Source organism: Paenibacillus glucanolyticus NBRC 15330 (genome assembly GCF_004000885.1).
Taxonomy (GTDB): Bacteria; Bacillota; Bacilli; order Paenibacillales; family Paenibacillaceae; genus Paenibacillus_AQ; species Paenibacillus_AQ glucanolyticus.
The window spans coordinates 14,523-30,182 of the sequence record NZ_BIMC01000013.1; the positions used below are offsets into that span (position 1 = coordinate 14,523).

Annotated in this window: 18 protein-coding genes; 13 read left to right on the forward strand and 5 right to left on the reverse strand. The window is 42.5% G+C overall.

Features of this window, described 5'->3' with window-relative positions; translation table 11 throughout:
• Positions 1 to 29 precede the first annotated feature (29 nt).
• The 7 genes from PGL02S_RS18210 to PGL02S_RS18240 all read left to right on the forward strand — a co-directional run bounded on the left by PGL02S_RS18210 (position 30) and on the right by PGL02S_RS18240 (position 5,208).
• The gene (locus PGL02S_RS18210) at positions 30 to 353 is read left to right on the forward strand and encodes an ArsR/SmtB family transcription factor (protein WP_036638480.1); all 324 of its coding nucleotides are present in this window, start codon (positions 30 to 32) and stop codon (positions 351 to 353) included.
• Between the two features lie 120 nt (positions 354 to 473).
• Positions 474 to 1,769 carry an arsenical efflux pump membrane protein ArsB gene (locus PGL02S_RS18215; protein WP_036638482.1) on the forward strand — a complete coding sequence of 432 codons (1,296 nt, stop codon included), beginning with the start codon at positions 474 to 476 and terminating at the stop codon, positions 1,767 to 1,769.
• 27 nt (positions 1,770 to 1,796) lie between these two features.
• Positions 1,797 to 2,216, forward strand: coding sequence for an arsenate reductase (thioredoxin) (arsC, locus tag PGL02S_RS18220; RefSeq protein WP_028407113.1), 420 nt, complete (start codon positions 1,797 to 1,799; stop codon positions 2,214 to 2,216).
• Positions 2,217 to 2,279: 63 nt separating this feature from the next.
• Entirely contained in the window at positions 2,280 to 2,639 is a 360-nt protein-coding gene (arsD, locus tag PGL02S_RS18225) for an arsenite efflux transporter metallochaperone ArsD (protein WP_036638485.1), read from the forward strand.
• A 23-nt stretch (positions 2,640 to 2,662) separates the two neighbouring features.
• Positions 2,663 to 4,426, forward strand: a complete 1,764-nt coding sequence (gene arsA, locus PGL02S_RS18230; protein WP_036638834.1) for an arsenical pump-driving ATPase — start codon at positions 2,663 to 2,665, stop codon at positions 4,424 to 4,426.
• A 36-nt stretch (positions 4,427 to 4,462) separates the two neighbouring features.
• Complete coding sequence (locus PGL02S_RS18235; RefSeq protein WP_036638488.1) at positions 4,463 to 4,747, forward strand: iron-sulfur cluster assembly accessory protein; 285 nt, start codon at positions 4,463 to 4,465, stop codon at positions 4,745 to 4,747.
• A 26-nt stretch (positions 4,748 to 4,773) separates the two neighbouring features.
• Positions 4,774 to 5,208 (forward strand): protein-tyrosine phosphatase family protein, encoded by a 435-nt coding sequence (locus PGL02S_RS18240; RefSeq protein WP_036638491.1) that lies wholly within the window; start codon positions 4,774 to 4,776, stop codon positions 5,206 to 5,208.
• Positions 5,209 to 5,451: 243 nt separating this feature from the next.
• Here PGL02S_RS18240 and PGL02S_RS18245 read toward each other — a convergent pair whose 3' ends face one another.
• The 3 genes from PGL02S_RS18245 to PGL02S_RS18255 form a co-directional block, all read right to left on the reverse strand.
• Positions 5,452 to 5,916 carry a putative iron-sulfur cluster-binding metallochaperone gene (locus PGL02S_RS18245; RefSeq protein WP_076152817.1) on the reverse strand — a complete coding sequence of 155 codons (465 nt, stop codon included), beginning with the start codon at positions 5,914 to 5,916 and terminating at the stop codon, positions 5,452 to 5,454.
• 51 nt (positions 5,917 to 5,967) lie between these two features.
• A complete protein-coding gene (locus PGL02S_RS18250; protein WP_036638493.1) occupies positions 5,968 to 6,954 on the reverse strand; it encodes an arsenic resistance protein in 987 nt (328 codons plus the stop codon).
• A 185-nt stretch (positions 6,955 to 7,139) separates the two neighbouring features.
• Entirely contained in the window at positions 7,140 to 7,475 is a 336-nt protein-coding gene (locus PGL02S_RS18255; RefSeq protein WP_225595923.1) for a hypothetical protein, read from the reverse strand.
• A 283-nt stretch (positions 7,476 to 7,758) separates the two neighbouring features.
• Here PGL02S_RS18255 and PGL02S_RS18260 point away from each other — a divergent pair, with 283 nt between their 5' ends.
• From PGL02S_RS18260 to PGL02S_RS18270, 3 genes are all read left to right on the forward strand, one after another.
• Positions 7,759 to 8,154: a MerR family transcriptional regulator gene (locus tag PGL02S_RS18260; RefSeq protein WP_036638494.1), complete on the forward strand. Its 396-nt coding sequence runs from the start codon at positions 7,759 to 7,761 to the stop codon at positions 8,152 to 8,154.
• A gap of 228 nt (positions 8,155 to 8,382) precedes the next feature.
• On the forward strand, positions 8,383 to 9,627 hold the full coding sequence (locus tag PGL02S_RS18265; RefSeq protein ID WP_036638495.1) for an MFS transporter: 1,245 nt from the start codon (positions 8,383 to 8,385) through the stop codon (positions 9,625 to 9,627).
• A gap of 20 nt (positions 9,628 to 9,647) precedes the next feature.
• Positions 9,648 to 10,712: a flavin-containing monooxygenase gene (locus PGL02S_RS18270; RefSeq protein ID WP_036638496.1), complete on the forward strand. Its 1,065-nt coding sequence runs from the start codon at positions 9,648 to 9,650 to the stop codon at positions 10,710 to 10,712.
• 274 nt (positions 10,713 to 10,986) lie between these two features.
• Here PGL02S_RS18270 and PGL02S_RS18275 read toward each other — a convergent pair whose 3' ends face one another.
• Positions 10,987 to 11,199 carry an SHOCT domain-containing protein gene (locus PGL02S_RS18275; protein ID WP_255308649.1) on the reverse strand — a complete coding sequence of 71 codons (213 nt, stop codon included), beginning with the start codon at positions 11,197 to 11,199 and terminating at the stop codon, positions 10,987 to 10,989.
• A 344-nt stretch (positions 11,200 to 11,543) separates the two neighbouring features.
• On the opposite strand from PGL02S_RS18275, the gene PGL02S_RS18280 reads away from it, so the two are divergent.
• The 3 genes from PGL02S_RS18280 (at position 11,544) to PGL02S_RS18290 (ending at position 14,779) form a co-directional block, all read left to right on the forward strand.
• Entirely contained in the window at positions 11,544 to 11,879 is a 336-nt protein-coding gene (locus PGL02S_RS18280; RefSeq protein ID WP_036638840.1) for a metal-sensitive transcriptional regulator, read from the forward strand.
• Positions 11,880 to 12,106: 227 nt separating this feature from the next.
• On the forward strand, positions 12,107 to 12,307 hold the full coding sequence (locus tag PGL02S_RS18285) for a copper ion binding protein (protein WP_036638843.1): 201 nt from the start codon (positions 12,107 to 12,109) through the stop codon (positions 12,305 to 12,307).
• A gap of 33 nt (positions 12,308 to 12,340) precedes the next feature.
• Positions 12,341 to 14,779: a heavy metal translocating P-type ATPase gene (locus PGL02S_RS18290; protein WP_036638497.1), complete on the forward strand. Its 2,439-nt coding sequence runs from the start codon at positions 12,341 to 12,343 to the stop codon at positions 14,777 to 14,779.
• Here PGL02S_RS18290 and PGL02S_RS18295 read toward each other — a convergent pair.
• Positions 14,773 to 15,423, reverse strand: coding sequence for a hypothetical protein (locus tag PGL02S_RS18295; protein ID WP_127502889.1), 651 nt, complete (start codon positions 15,421 to 15,423; stop codon positions 14,773 to 14,775). The two genes, PGL02S_RS18290 and PGL02S_RS18295, sit on opposite strands and share 7 nt — an antisense overlap.
• Between the last annotated feature and the right edge of the window lie 237 nt (positions 15,424 to 15,660).

A 15,660-nucleotide genomic window follows, 5' to 3' on the forward strand; every position in this document is an offset into this window, starting at 1 on the left:
TTTAACTTACAAGAATGGGGTGAATCATATTGGAGCAAATGAACGAAATTGCCGAAAAGCTAAAACTGCTTGGAGATAAAACAAGGCTTACTATGTTAACGCTTCTTAAACAAAAAGAATGGTGTGTTTGCGAATTCGTTGATATTTTCGACATGTCCCAGCCAGCGATTAGCCAGCACTTAAGAAAGCTTAAGTCTCAGGGGATTGTAAATGAAGCCCGTCGTGGCCAATGGGTTTTTTATTCCTTGAATGTTGATGATAAGCCATATATCCAAGCCGTGTTAAATGAGATGCCAAGTGCTCAAGAAGTACTCTCATCCATGAATAAGGAAGTTAACTGTGCTTGTGATTAACAGGAATATTTAGCAAATGGTTGAGTGATGCTAAAAATGATCTCTGTTTTTTATATAAGCATATAGTTATATATTGATTCTTGCTGTACTTAAGTCATCGCATAATTGGAGGTTTGAACATTGGTTTCTGTTGTCCTGGCTAGCATCATTTTTCTTGTTACCTTAGTTTTTGTCATTTGGCAGCCTAAAAATCTATCCATTGGATGGTCTGCCTGCGGTGGTGCTGTACTTGCACTGCTCGTTGGAGTCGTTGACTTTCAGGATGTATGGGATGTCACCCAAATCGTATGGAATGCAACGCTCGCCTTTGTCGCGATCATTATCATTTCATTGATCTTGGATAAAATCGGTTTGTTCGAGTGGGCCGCCTTACATATGGCGAATGCAGCTCGAGGAAACGGTATCCGGATGTTTGTGTATGTATCCGTTCTTGGAGCTGTTGTCGCTGCTTTTTTCGCAAACGACGGTGCGGCTCTAATCTTAACTCCGATTGTGCTTGCCATGGTACGAGCGCTGAATTTTGACGAGAAGAAGGTATTCCCTTTTATCATCGCAAGTGGTTTTATTGCGGACACAACTTCGCTGCCACTTGTAGTCAGCAACCTGGTGAATATCGTATCGGCCGATTTCTTCGGCATTACGTTTATCGAATACGCCAGTCGCATGTTGGTTCCCAATCTGTTCTCTTTAGTAGCCAGTATCTTTGTGCTTTATTTGTTTTTCCGCAAGAGCATCCCGCGTAAGTTCGATGGGACGCAGCTTAAACAACCCTCAACGGCAATACAAGATCCTAAGATGTTCCGTTTATCATGGATCGTATTAAGTGTGCTGCTGATCGGTTACTTTGTGTGTGAATTTGTGGGTATCCCCGTTTCGATCGTAGCTGGCGTTATCGCGATATTCTTCCTGCTGATGGCGAGAAAAAGTCCGGCTGTGCAAACCAAAGAAGTACTCAAAGGGGCTCCGTGGGCCATCGTATTTTTCTCGATCGGTATGTATGTTGTGGTCTATGGCTTACGTAACGCCGGTCTTACGGACCTTTTGGCAAGTGTCATACAGAGCGTAGCGGATCAAGGTCTGTTTGCTGCAACCATGGGGATGGGCTTCATTGCTGCGATTATTTCTTCCATCATGAACAATATGCCGACCGTCATGATTGATGCACTCGCCATCGATGCGACAAACACGTCGGCTGCCATTAAAGAGGCCTTAATTTATGCGAATGTGATTGGTTCCGATTTAGGTCCCAAAATTACACCGATTGGTTCACTAGCCACCTTGCTTTGGCTGCATGTCCTTTCGACCAAAGGCGTGAAGATCAGCTGGGGGACTTACTTTAAGACAGGGATTATATTGACCATCCCAACGTTATTTATAACCCTTTTAGGATTATATATCTGGCTAACCATACTTTAATTCAAGTGATAAGGGAGAGAAACGATTATGGAAAAAAAGACACTTTACTTCTTGTGCACAGGCAACTCTTGCCGCAGCCAAATGGCGGAAGGTTGGGCCAAAAAACATCTGGGTGATGATTGGAATGTCTACAGCGCCGGCATCGAAGCTCATGGCCTAAACCCGAATGCGGTCAAAGCAATGAACGAGGTAGGGATCGATATTTCGAACCAAACTTCGGATATCATTGATCCGGTGTTGTTGAATCAATCCGATTTGGTGGTCACCCTATGCGGTGATGCTGCCGATCGTTGTCCGATGACACCTCCTCATGTTCGCCGCGAGCACTGGGGATTTGACGATCCTGCCAAGGCTCAGGGTACCGACGAAGAAAAATGGGCTGTTTTTCAGCGCGTTCGCGATCAAATCGGCGAGCGTATTCAAAAGTTCGCTGAAACCGGCGAGTAATCAAATAGAACGTAGGAGCCGGGAACTTTTCTCGGCTTCCTTTATTACAGGAGGGAAACGACCATGATATCCATTGAAATTTATGATCCGGCCATGTGTTGTTCTACAGGAGTATGTGGGCCAAGCGTGGACCCTGAATTGATTCGCGTATCAACCGTTGTCCACAATCTAAAAAGCAAGGACATCGATGTTGCTCGTTATAACCTAGCAAGTGAGCCAGATGCATTTCTTACGAAACGTGTTGTCAATCAGCTGCTTACTGAACAAGGTCCGGAAGTTTTGCCGGTAGTTTTGTTAAACGGTCAGGTAACGAAAATCCAAGGCTATCCCTCAATGGAGGAATGGTGTGCTTGGACTGGATTGGCAGAGACGGACTTGGTGAAAAAACCGAAGTTGCGTATTGAGCTCAAAACGAAGCAATGACAGAAGGAAGTAGGTGCACAATGATGAGTAGATCATTTCATCCAAATGATATTCCACTAACGCCGTATCTCTTTTTTACGGGCAAAGGCGGAGTAGGAAAGACCTCTACCGCGAGCGCGACAGCCATATCCCTTGCAGATGCGGGTAAGCGAGTTTTGCTAGTCAGCACAGACCCGGCGTCGAATCTGCAAGACGTTTTCGGTATGACGTTATCCAATCATCCTGTTCAGATTCAAGGAGCGCCTAACCTGTATGTCGCCAATTTAGATCCGGAGACGGCAGCAAGTAAATATAAAGCACAGGTCGTTGATCCGTACCGCGGCAAACTTCCGGATACCGTGATTGCTTCGATGGAGGAACAACTTTCAGGTGCTTGTACGGTTGAAATTGCCGCCTTCAATGAGTTCTCCACCCTTTTGACCAATCAAGAGCTGAAAGCCGGCTTTGACCATATTCTTTTTGACACAGCGCCAACGGGGCATACGCTTCGGTTGTTGCAACTTCCTACCGCTTGGAGCGGATTTTTAGATGAAAGTACACACGGTGCTTCATGCTTAGGTCCATTAGCAGGATTGGAGTCGAAGAAGGAACTATATAGCAACGCACTGGCAACGCTGAATGACGAACAACAAACAACACTCGTGTTGGTGACGCGTCCAGATCGTTCACCGCTGTTGGAGGCTGCCCGTGCTTCATCCGAATTAAGAGAGACGGGAATGAATAATCAGATTCTTGTTATGAACGGCACTTTTGTTCTTCATTCAAACCCGGATCCCATTTCAGAAGCATTCTATAAACGCCAACAAATCGCGTTAGATGCGATGCCGGAGAACCTAAAGACCATTCTCCATTATGAGATACCTTTAGTTCCATATAACCTAACGGGACTAACCCATTTGCGTCAACTATTTTCACTCATAGAACAATCATTAAGCTCTGAAAACGTGGAACAGATTTCAGCACCACCATTAAGCACTCTCATTCGTGATATAGCATCATCCGGAGTACGTATTGTATTTACGATGGGAAAAGGGGGTGTCGGAAAGACAACCATCGCATCAGCTATTGCGGTTGGCTTAGCTGAACAGGGGCATCGAGTACATCTGAGTACAACCGATCCTGCCGCACATCTTAACCACATTTTAGATGAGGAAGGAAACAAACATTTATCGGTGAGTCGAGTCGACCCAAGAGTCGAACTGGAAAAGTACCGTAATGAAGTATTGAGCCAAAATGCCGATTCCTTAGATGAAGATGGTCTTGCTTATTTGGAAGAAGACTTACGATCTCCTTGTACAGAGGAGATTGCTGTCTTCAGAGCTTTTGCAGACTTGGTTGAGCGTTCACAGGATGAGATTGTCGTGATTGATACGGCTCCAACCGGACATACGCTGCTGCTTTTGGACGCAACTCAAGAGTACCATAAGGAAATTGAACGTTCTTCTGGAGAGATTCCTAATTCGGTGAAGCATCTTCTGCCGCGCCTGCGAAATCCTGAGGAGACCAGCGTAGTTATAGTTACTCTGGCAGAGGCCACGCCTTTTTACGAGGCTTCCCGATTGAACGAGGACTTGAAGCGAGCAAATATCCCTACAAAATGGTGGGCGATCAATCAGAGCTTCGCTGCAACGCAGACAACGGATCCGGTGTTACAAGGCCGAGCGAGTTCGGAGGCACAATGGATCTCACAAATCAAAGAAGCATCGGCAAACCACAGCGTGATTATTCCGTGGGAACCGGAGGAGATTAAGGGATACGATCGGCTCAAAAAACTGACGGAGAAGTAATGACAGGTAAGATTCTACTTATAAGGAGTGATCATCATGATCATTACGGATGAGGCTAAAGCATACATCGAAGAGATGATGAAAGAAGCTGAGACAACAACGTTAAGATTCTTTAATGCAGGTGCTGGGTGTTGCGGACCAAGTTATCAGCTGACGCTGGATAAAGCTCAGGAAAATGACATTGTCGAGCGTATAAATCATATAGAAGTGGCTTTCGATCCAACGATTGCGGACCTCGTACGGAATGTTATATTGGATATTGACCTAGATGAAGAAGGTCCTGCATTAATCGTCAGTGGCGGCAGTAGCAGCTGCTGCTAATTCGAAAATAGGAGGCAACGAAGAACATGGAGAAGAAATACCATGCACTACATGAAGATAAGATCTATATGGGCGGAGCCGCTGATGTCGAAGAAATGGTAAAACAAGAAGGTGTCCAAGTCGTGGTGGACCTTCGAGAAGAAGCCACGGAGTGCGCATCAACAGATGCCAACGTGAAATGGATTAAGATCCCCTTGGGCGACAATGCAACGGAGAGCGAGGAAGTTTTATTTAAAAAGGCGATCGATGAAGTAGTTAGTGCCTATCACAATGGCCAAAAAGTTGCTTTTCATTGTGGGGGAGGTAAAGGAAGGACAGGAACCGTTGCCATTGGAACCTTGCTAGCCCTAGGAGAGGCCCAAACCATTGCCGAAGCTGAGGAAAAGGCCCAGAGCATTCGCAACATTATTCAAATAAAGCCGACCCAAAGAGAATCCCTCGAAAAGATATTTGAAGCATAGTTTCAAGAATGAGGACTTTAGATTCTACACGCAGATCAAATAAGTGGGCTGGGATGAAGAAATAAATAAAATACTACGGTTATGAGGTTTCTTAATATCTTCTAAAGGGATGGGACTGGGAAGTCCCTCCTTATAAAAGATAATGCATTGAATGAACATGGTGAGAGTAGATCTTTTATGAAGTTGTTATCAGGAAGGGCTGTTAACTTATAAAGAAATAACCTGCGAAAACAGTTTTTATACTTAGCGAGGATTACTTCCTGAAAGACTCCCTATATAAATGTTCACGTTTCCTAGACAGCAAGAACCTTGGGGGTTGTTTACCTCGCAACCACAACGACCCGCCTGAACATGTGATTTAATTTGTTTGGTAGGTTGTTCGTCGGTACCCGCCGCTTGAAGAAGTCGATCCCTAGTCCAATCGAAGCAGTAACACACGGGCACATTCATACTCGGGTTCTTTTGGTACACAGGTACCTTCAGGTCGCTTACAACGAATGTTTGCGAATGGTCGGTGCTGAAATAGACAGTAGGACAAGTAGAGCTTGAGCAAAAAAGGAAAGAGTTCTTAGGCTCAATGTTTTCAAGAGCAGAAGCCTTTAACAATGATTTAAGCGTAATGAGCTGTACGCTCTTACCCTTTTCCCTACAGGAAGGACAATCAGTTCTAACGGCTACTATATGGTTGGATGAGTTGCAGCAATCCATTTTAACAACACTCCTTATGTGATTTGAATGAGCGCAAGGGTGAGACCATAGCTATTTTGTAAACTTCTTTTCATCGCTTTCTCGTAAAAGGACCTTTGGAACAAGATGAATATAAATCAATTCCCCAATAAGTTCTACTATTGTCTGAGTTACGATTACTGCTGCCACTAACCCGTTCAGAGGCTCAGGTAGAGCTAAAGCAAAAGGAAGAACAACTAGTGAGTTACGCGTCCCCGCGCTAAAAATAAGTGCCCGTCCTGCTCCGGTATCCAATCGGAATATACGAGAAACGATACGAGCGATCATTGGAGTAATGACCATATATACTACATAGACTGGAATCACTTGGCTAATAATGTCAAATGAAGTGTATAGTTTACTGATTTGCGATGCAACAACAACAAAAAGAGTCAGTGCCATAAAAGGCACAGGGAGCCATGCTGTAGCATCAAGAAAACGTTCTCCCGTTTGCTGTTTTCTTGCCCACCATTGTGTAAGCAGTGCAAGTACTAAAGGAACTACAATAAGACCTAGGAATGCTTCGAGAAACGGTCCAACACTCACAATTTCGGCTGCCTGTGTGCCCATAAAAAGCCATAGATAAATAGGCAATAAAAGCATTTGGGTAACAAAGAGTAAGGGGGTTGAAACTAAAACAAGCTTCTCGTTCCCACGACCAAGGTGTGTGAAGACAATGACATAGTCAATACACGGAGTAAGCAAAACAAGAAATACACCCAATAGCAAAGAGGGATCAGCAGGAAGAAACCGTGTTAATCCCCAGACTAGGATAGGTACAACTATATAATTCATCATAAGTAGTGCGTAAATAAACTGTCGATTTGATAGTGCTTCTTTTAAGCGGAAAAAAGGGATTTGCGTAAACATTCCGTACATTAATATGGTAAGTACAATTGAAATCACATGATCAAAACTTGCGCTTGTTTCAGGCCAAAATAACCCAATGCCAGTAGCAAGAATTAATACCAGAGCATAAAGCCATACTTGATTCCTTTCTAACTGTTCTCTTGAGACCATTTCAATCCTCATTTCACTTGTGCTTGATTATCGCAACAAAATAACGTTAAACTTCACAACTGTTCTTGATGCCTATATTAAAGGCGAAAGTATCATGTCTACTCTGACTAGTCAAGAATTAAAAGCTCAACAAAGACGATCGGTAATGAGGAATAGGGTTAACAGGCGCTATTCGTTTTTTGGCTTTACGTAGTAAGTACATTTATATTTTCGTCAATTTCATTTCGTAAGAATGCTTTTACTTCCTCGTTCCCAGTTAATTGAAGCTTGATCGTTTTATCTTCATTGTTTGTGATCACCGTAAAAGTTAAAAAAGGACAGCATCTTCTCTCCAAGCCAATCCATTCATTCAAAAGCCGTAGTGTTTCTGAATCACCAGGGAATAGGTGTTGGTATCCTTTTTCAATCTCCGTAATACTGATCCTTCTTAGTTCTAATCCTCTCCAAATATTTTTGTATTCAAATCGTTCCTCCTTTGTAAAGACTGTATAGCAACATGAAATAGGTATTTCTTTAGTCATATTATTTGCCCCTTTCAATTAGCATAAGAATTACAACTGCTTCTTTTATACGAATTGATTTAGTTGCCCTTATGGCGGCGGTGATGAAATAACTGCACCGATATTTCAAAAAGGAGAGCTAACACACAGCTACTCATAAGGTTCAAAAATGTGCAATGCTCTAGGCTGCTCCACCCTCGAGTTAAGTTTCGTGTTAGCCTAAGATTTTATTAATTCACTATCCAGAATGAGTTATAATTAAATCATAAAACTTAAAGGTAACTTTAAGTCAAGGGGGGATTTAATGACAAAGCTTAGCATTGGTCAGTTGGCGGCAAAGGCTGGTATGAATGCATCAACTTTGCGCTATTATGAATCGGTCGGTTTGCTGCCTGCTCCTGAACGGAGAAGCGGCCAACGCCGCTATGATGAGAGCCTACTTGACCGTATAAGTTTTATTAAAGTCGCTCAGGAGACAGGATTTAAGATACAGGAAATTATCATTTTATTAGAAGGTTTTGAAGTGGATGATTCACTTTCAGATCGATGGGAGCACATGGCGAAGTTGAAACGCTCTCAACTTGAGGAAAAGAAGAAACTAATTAATTCCATGATAAAGATTCTAGATAACGGCTTAAACTGCAAATGCCTAACTTGGTCGGAATGTTTAATGAAAATTCAAAATAACGGATCGTGCTAGATGTATGTAATGCATAATACGTGATAGCCACCAGTAGAACAGGTGGCTATTTAAAATGGACTCATTTTAAAATAAAAACTTGCAAAATACAAATATTCGAGTTATAACTGATCTAAGGCTTGATACATGTAATGCGACTGGTTTTAATTATTATGCACATGGAAGTGAACTAAGGGGCCTATTATATGAGTTATTACTTGTAATTTACAAATAATTTGGAGGTTGATTATGATTCGGAGCACGGCTGAGAAAAACATGATCATTGCCGCCTTCATCACAGCAGTTAGTTTATTTGGAGACGCCATGTTATATGCCGTGTTGCCGGTAAACAGTGAGGAATTCGGGTTAACAGCCCTTTGGCAGATTGGGGTTTTATTATCGATCAATCGGTTTGTTCGTATACCGATACATCCACTCATTGGCTGGTTCTATACACGATATCCGGTTCGAAATGGTCTATTCATCGCCATCTGCCTAACGATCGTTTCTACATTTGCTTATGGTTACTTTAATGAATTTATCGCGCTCTTGATCGCTAGATGTGTGTGGGGAGTGGCATGGGCTTTCATTAAGCAAGCCGGGCAGTTATTAGTGGTTGAAGCTGTTACGGAGAGCAAGCAGCCAGGGAAACTAACAGGTTTGTTTAATGGGATTGCCGGTGCTGGTGTCGTTATCGGAATGGTTGTAGGTTCCTTATTATCTGAAAGCTTTGATACTTCGTCGGTGTTAATCGGTTTCGCGATCCTCAGTGCTTTAACTTTTCCGCTTTTGTTAGCTATCAAAACAAGCAGTCGAGGTGTAGTGCAGCATGTAGAGAACAAAAATTCGAAAGCACTGCTGTTCATGGTTAAGGATCGACGTTTCATTGTACTTCTACTAACCGGATTTGTGATTTCTTTATTATTCCAAGGGTACGTGAAATCGACACTAAGCTACTGGATAGAAATGCGGGATTTTAGTGCTTTATCTTTATTAAGTTCGATTAGTGCTGCAACGTTAACAGGAATATTACTCACCCTCAAATTAGCTGCGGATCCTTTCCTTGGTTATTGGGTTGGAAGGTTTAGTGATATCAGGCAGTCGAGAACAGAATGGTTAACGGGAAGTATCATGGCGGTGGGTATTCTTTTTGTTATCATCGCATTCCATCTCCAAACTGTTGTGTGGCTCTCAACGCTGATCTTATTACTTCTCGTATCTTCAATCGTAACTACATTATTAGATGCTGATGCCGCTCAATATGCAGCTGATTCATCCAATAAACATTACGTCGTATCTTCGTATTCCATGACGGTTGATATAGGTGCTGCGCTAGGTCCATTTCTGGGTTTCACATTGCTCTCTGTAATTGGAGATACCTTCTTGAATGTTGGAGCTGCTCTATTGTTAGTATTGTGTGGATTCGTATTGCTTCGAGTGAAGAAGAGGAATCGAAAAAATGAAATCCTAATTGATGTTGATAATCATACATAACGTGAGAGGAGAGAATGACAATGAATCATGTTTTAGATGTCCTAGTCATTGGTGGCGGGCAATCGGGATTAGCATCAGGGTATCACCTGAAACAAAGAGGTTTATCCTTTTTAATTTTGGAAGCAAGTGGGGAAGCTGCAGGGTCGTGGCCGAATTACTACGATAGTTTAAAGCTGTTTTCGCCGGCTAAATATTCATCCTTACCGGGACTATCCATACCGTCTCCAGGTGACCGATATCCTAATCGAGATGAGGTTGTTCAATACCTAAAAAACTATGCGTCTCACTTTCAGTTACCGATTGCCTTTCATCAACGTGTTGAGCAAGTTTCTAAAGAATCAGGTGTTTTTCAAGTTCGTACGACTTCGGGAGAAACCTATACTGCACGCAACGTGATTTGCGCTACCGGTTCTTTTAACAAGCCATATATTCCATCGATACCTGGACAAGAAGATTTCAAAGGTACAATCATACATTCCGCGGTGTATAAGACACCTGATGCCTTCAGGGATCAATCTGTTATCGTTGTCGGCAGGGGAAACTCAGCTGTACAAATCGCGATGGAGTTAGCAGATAAAGCCCATACCACGTTAGCTGTTCGCGAGCAGGTCTCGCTTGTGCCGCAGCGTTTTCTAGGAAAGGACATTCATTTTTGGTTTATTATCACCGGTATCGATTCCCACTGGCGGATAGGGAAGTCATTAGCCAACGCATCTTCCGTTATGGACCTGGATGGGTACAAACAAAGGTTGAAGGATGGCAACCCAAAGCAAAAGATCATGTTTACTTCGTTTTATGAAGATGGGGTGATTTGGCCAGATGGTTCTAAAGAGAAGGTGGATAGCGTTATTTTTGCAACTGGGTTTCATTCCAATCTTTCCTTTATTAAGGACCTGGGAGGGCTAGATGCTAAGGGAGATCCATTACAAGACCGCGGCGTCAGTACGGTTGTACTCGGTTTATACTTTGTGGGCCTATCCGGGCAGCGATCCTTTGCCTCAGCGACCCTCCGCGGTGTTGGTTCGGATGCAAAGTATGCTGTGAAACATATTCAGAAGAATACAATTGTTCCTTATGCGGAGTAATGGCTAGTTAAAATGCAACATGAGGAGAGAAGGGGATCCCAATGAAAATTCTCTTGTGCTTATTGCTCATCCCTAAATTCAGCATTCAAAAATCAACAAGCGTTGGAATGAAGAACTGGAAGGCAAGGATCATATAATAGTTAATGATCTTTATGAGCAATATCCGGATGAACGCATTCTTGTCTCATCAGAAATATCTCCATAACCCAAATGCCCCGTCAAACCCTGCAACAAGAGCGATTAGATACAAAATTTCATCCAGGCAGGTGCTCCCTTATTTCACGTAATGGATGACTTTTCTCATTCGCAAATATTCATCGTCATTAATTTCGCCTCTAACGTACCGTTCTTTCAGCATCATCAAGGGGCGATCCACAACACGGCTTTTCATCATCAGCAATCGAGCAACAACGTAAACGGTCGCTCCAACAATCAGTATAAAGATAAGCGCCCCGATACACATCATAGCACACATCAAAATCATCATCGAACGATCGATCATCATTCCATCTATCAGTGTGAACACCTCCCAGTCTAAGGATTCTTAAATTTTGAAAAATTTATTCGTTCACTTGTTATTCATTTTTAAATCTTAAAAAAAGTGAAGGGCCTTTTGCATAAATTTTTTATGTGTAGAAAATGGTGTGCAGGTTTTGCTTGACAATATAGGGTGGGGGGCTATATATTCGGAGTATCAAGTAAATATTGTATTAGGAATTTCACAGCAACAATCTCAGTTTCAAATTCCTTATCAAAGTGAATACCGTTTATTTTTGTATAGGGTGGGAGAGTATATTAACATGAAGGAGGAGAGATTAAATGAGCATTAACATGGAACTGGTAGATCAATCGAGTGTACAATCTAGCCACTGTTCAACTGAGGATTGTGGGCGTAAGAGCCATCACTCAGATAAAGTGAAAAACAGCATAGTTTCTCGTTTGAACCGGATCGAGGGGCAAGTAAGAGGCATTAAGGGCTTAATTGATAAAGACACTTATTGTGACGATGTATTAAATCAGATTGCCTCGGTCCAATCAGCTCTAAACGGCGTCGGGAAGCTTTTGCTTGAACATCACATGAGAAGTTGTGTTATCGATCGAATACAAGAAGGCGATACAGAAGTATTAACGGAGCTGTTAACGACCATGAACAAATTAATGAAATAACAATTCTTAGAAGCAGCAGTGATGCTGCTTTTTTCTTATCAATCTTTAATTGGCTGGGGAATATAAAAAATAAAATTAAAAAGGTGTTGACTAAATATAGGGTACGGGGGTATACTAAGTTCAAGAAATGACATTGGCAATTAATGTTAGATCACGATGTAACATGTAGTAATAAAAAGATAATTTAAACAATTAAAAACAACCAATGAAGGGATGTAATGATGAAAATGAAAAACATGACATTAGAAGTAGAAGGAATGAGCTGCCAGCATTGCGTCAATACGATTGAAGGGGCACTCAAGGAAATTGGTGTGAAGGGAAAAGTTGATCTCAAAAACAATACGGTAGATGTGTCGTTCGACGAGAGTCATATCAAGATTGAACAAATTAAAGAAACCATTGAAGAACAGGGATACGACGTAAAATAAATCCAATGTGTAAAGTGAAGGTGGGAACCATTTATGGAAGCAGTAGCAACGAACCAAAAAAAACAATCAACTTTGCAAATCACTGGGATGACTTGTGCGGCGTGTGCCAATCGAATTGAAAAAGGATTAAATAAATTGGAGGGTGTGGATACGGCTAACGTAAATTTCGCCCTCGAAAAAGCTAGTATATCGTACGATCCAACAAAAGTTGATACTGACATTCTGGAAGAGACAATTAAGAAATTGGGCTACGGTACGGCTAAGGAAGTTGCTCAATTTAAACTGGAAGGTATGACCTGTGCAGCATGTGCGAATCGAATCGAGAAAAGCTTAAGCAAGCTGCCAGGCGTTACGAATGCTACGGTCAACTTTGCAATGGAAACAGCACGGGTAGAATACTCACCTGGAGAAGTATCCATCACCGAGATGCAAAACAAGGTTAAACAAATTGGATATAAAGCAATTTCGAAAGAAGATCATGCGAACACAGGTGATCGTCGTGAAAAAGAATTACGCCAGCAGAAACAGAAATTACTTATCTCAGCCTTACTTTCATTACCGCTTTTATGGACGATGGTTGCTCATTTTTCATTCACTTCATGGATTTATACACCAGAGATTTTCATGAATCCATGGTTTCAGTTGATCTTGGCGACCCCTGTTCAGTTCTATATCGGTAAACCTTTTTATGTAGGTGCTTATAAAGCACTACGTAATCGCAGCGCAAATATGGACGTATTGATATCGCTCGGGACTTCAGCTGCATATTTTTACAGTTTGTATCTTACGATTGAATGGTTCATTAACGGCGCGGGCATGCACCATGGACCATCACTGTACTTCGAAACAAGTGCAGTTCTGATCACACTGGTTATCACAGGGAAATTATTTGAATCACTAGCAAAAGGCCGAACCTCTGAAGCCATTAAATCATTGATGGGATTGCAAGCCAAGACGGCATTAGTTGTTCGTGACGGTCAAGAGCTTTCCATTCCGGTAGATGAGGTAATTGTAGGAGATGTGGTGCTTGTACGTCCTGGTGATAAGGTGCCGGTGGATGGTCAGGTGCTGGAAGGTCTATCGTCCGTGGATGAATCCATGTTAACTGGTGAGAGTCTCCCAGTTGAGAAAAGAGAAGGCGACATGGTCATCGGAGCAACGATTAACAAAAATGGCATGTTGCGAATTAAAGCAACAAAAGTTGGTAAGGAAACAGCGCTTGCACAGATCATTAAGGTTGTAGAAGAAGCACAGGGCTCGAAAGCTCCGATTCAACGGGTGGCGGATGTGATCTCAGGAATTTTTGTCCCAATTGTTGTTGGCATAGCGGTTGTGGCCTTCTTGATTTGGTACTTCTTCGTGACCCCAGGCGATTTTGCAGAAGCATTAGAAAAAGCGATTGCAATTCTTGTCATTGCTTGCCCATGTGCACTCGGTTTAGCTACGCCGACATCGATTATGGCTGGATCCGGTCGCGCTGCAGAACTAGGCATTTTGTTTAAAGGTGGCGAGCATCTGGAACAAACCCATAAGATCGACGCCATCATACTTGACAAGACCGGTACGGTTACGAAAGGTAAGCCAGAGCTCACGGATGTTTTATCCGATAGAGATGAGACAACATTTTTACGGCTGGTCGGTGCAGCAGAGAAAAATTCGGAGCACCCTTTAGCAGAAGCAATTGTTGCAGGAATACAGGATAAAAATATTGAGTTGCCTGGTACAGATTCTTTTGAAGCCATCCCTGGATTTGGAATTAAGGCCGTCGTAGAAGGGAATCAACTTCTTATCGGTACTCGCAGGTTGATGGACAAATATGGGGTGGATGCTAAGCATGCATATGATACGATGGCTCGCTTGGAGGAAGCCGGAAAAACAGCCATGCTTGTTGCGATCAATAACCAATATGAAGGTATGGTTGCTGTAGCGGATACGATTAAAGAAACATCAAAGGCAGCAGTTCACCGTTTGAAAGAAATGGGTATCCAAGTGATTATGATTACGGGCGACAATGAACGGACGGCAAATGCTATTGCAGCGCAGGTCGGCATTGATCATGTTCGAGCAGAAGTTTTGCCTGAAGGAAAAGCAGAAGAAGTGAAGAAATTGCAAGCCCAAGGCAAGACAGTAGCTATGGTAGGTGATGGAATCAATGATGCGCCTGCTTTGGCGACAGCTGACATCGGGATGGCAATTGGAACGGGTACAGATGTAGCGATGGAAGCTGCAGATGTAACGCTCATGCGGGGAGATCTCTCCAGCATTCCGGATGCAATCTATATGAGTCGCAAAACGATGAGTAATATTAAACAAAACTTATTCTGGGCTCTTGGTTACAACACACTTGGAATTCCAATCGCAGCGATCGGTTTATTGGCACCTTGGGTGGCAGGAGCTGCAATGGCACTGAGCTCCGTATCCGTTGTTCTCAACGCGCTCCGGCTGCAACGTGTAAAAGTGCGTAATCAATAATAAATATCTCTTTTAATGGAGGTTGTCATGGGAGAATCGGTGAATGAATGATCGATTAAGCATAAACCTACACGATATCGACGCCCCAACATCAGTAGGCTACGGAGTTCTTCATCGGATTTGTAAACTAATGGGGTTTCAATCATTAGAAAGACAGGGATACGTTTTTCATCAGCTGATCGCCTAAATGCACACATACTAAATGCTGAAATAAAATGATCAACTAAACGAAATCGGAAGAATGGGTCTATCGATTTTGATGGATGCACGAGTACAATCCCCCCATTAGTCATGGCATCCGAGATTGAGGCGTAGGCCAAAGGATTAGTTGCTATTTGGGTGGTATATAGTGGAGTAAGATTGTGTATCATTGACTCAGATACTTTGTGCTTTATCAGAATGGCCTCTATAGCCTCCATGAGTTCTAGATCTTCTGATAGTATGAATATACCTACTGGTTCACCAGACACCAACTTTTCTATGTCTTGTTCGATTCGCGGTAAAGCTGCAAAAGTGATTAATTCTTGTTTTGAAGGCCCGATCAGGAGCTCATGTTTGAAGCGATCTTCTTCCAACATTACAGTCTGGGTTTCACTGAATATATCGTGGCCCAAAACCACATCGAATTGTTCTTTTATGACCAATCTAAACACTCCTTTTAAATAAAAAATTCACCGGCCCAAACAAGCCATGATGGCTTAATGGACCGGTGCTTCCGGTTTGTATAATATCAACTTTAGTTCGATCTTATCAGAATATTTCTCAAGATTCAAACGAGCTTCTTGAAGAGGCTCAGCCATGGTATAATAGGCTTTAAATTAAAGAAATCCACATTGAATCGGAAGCACCGAAATAACCCGTGATAGGGTTATTTCGGTGCT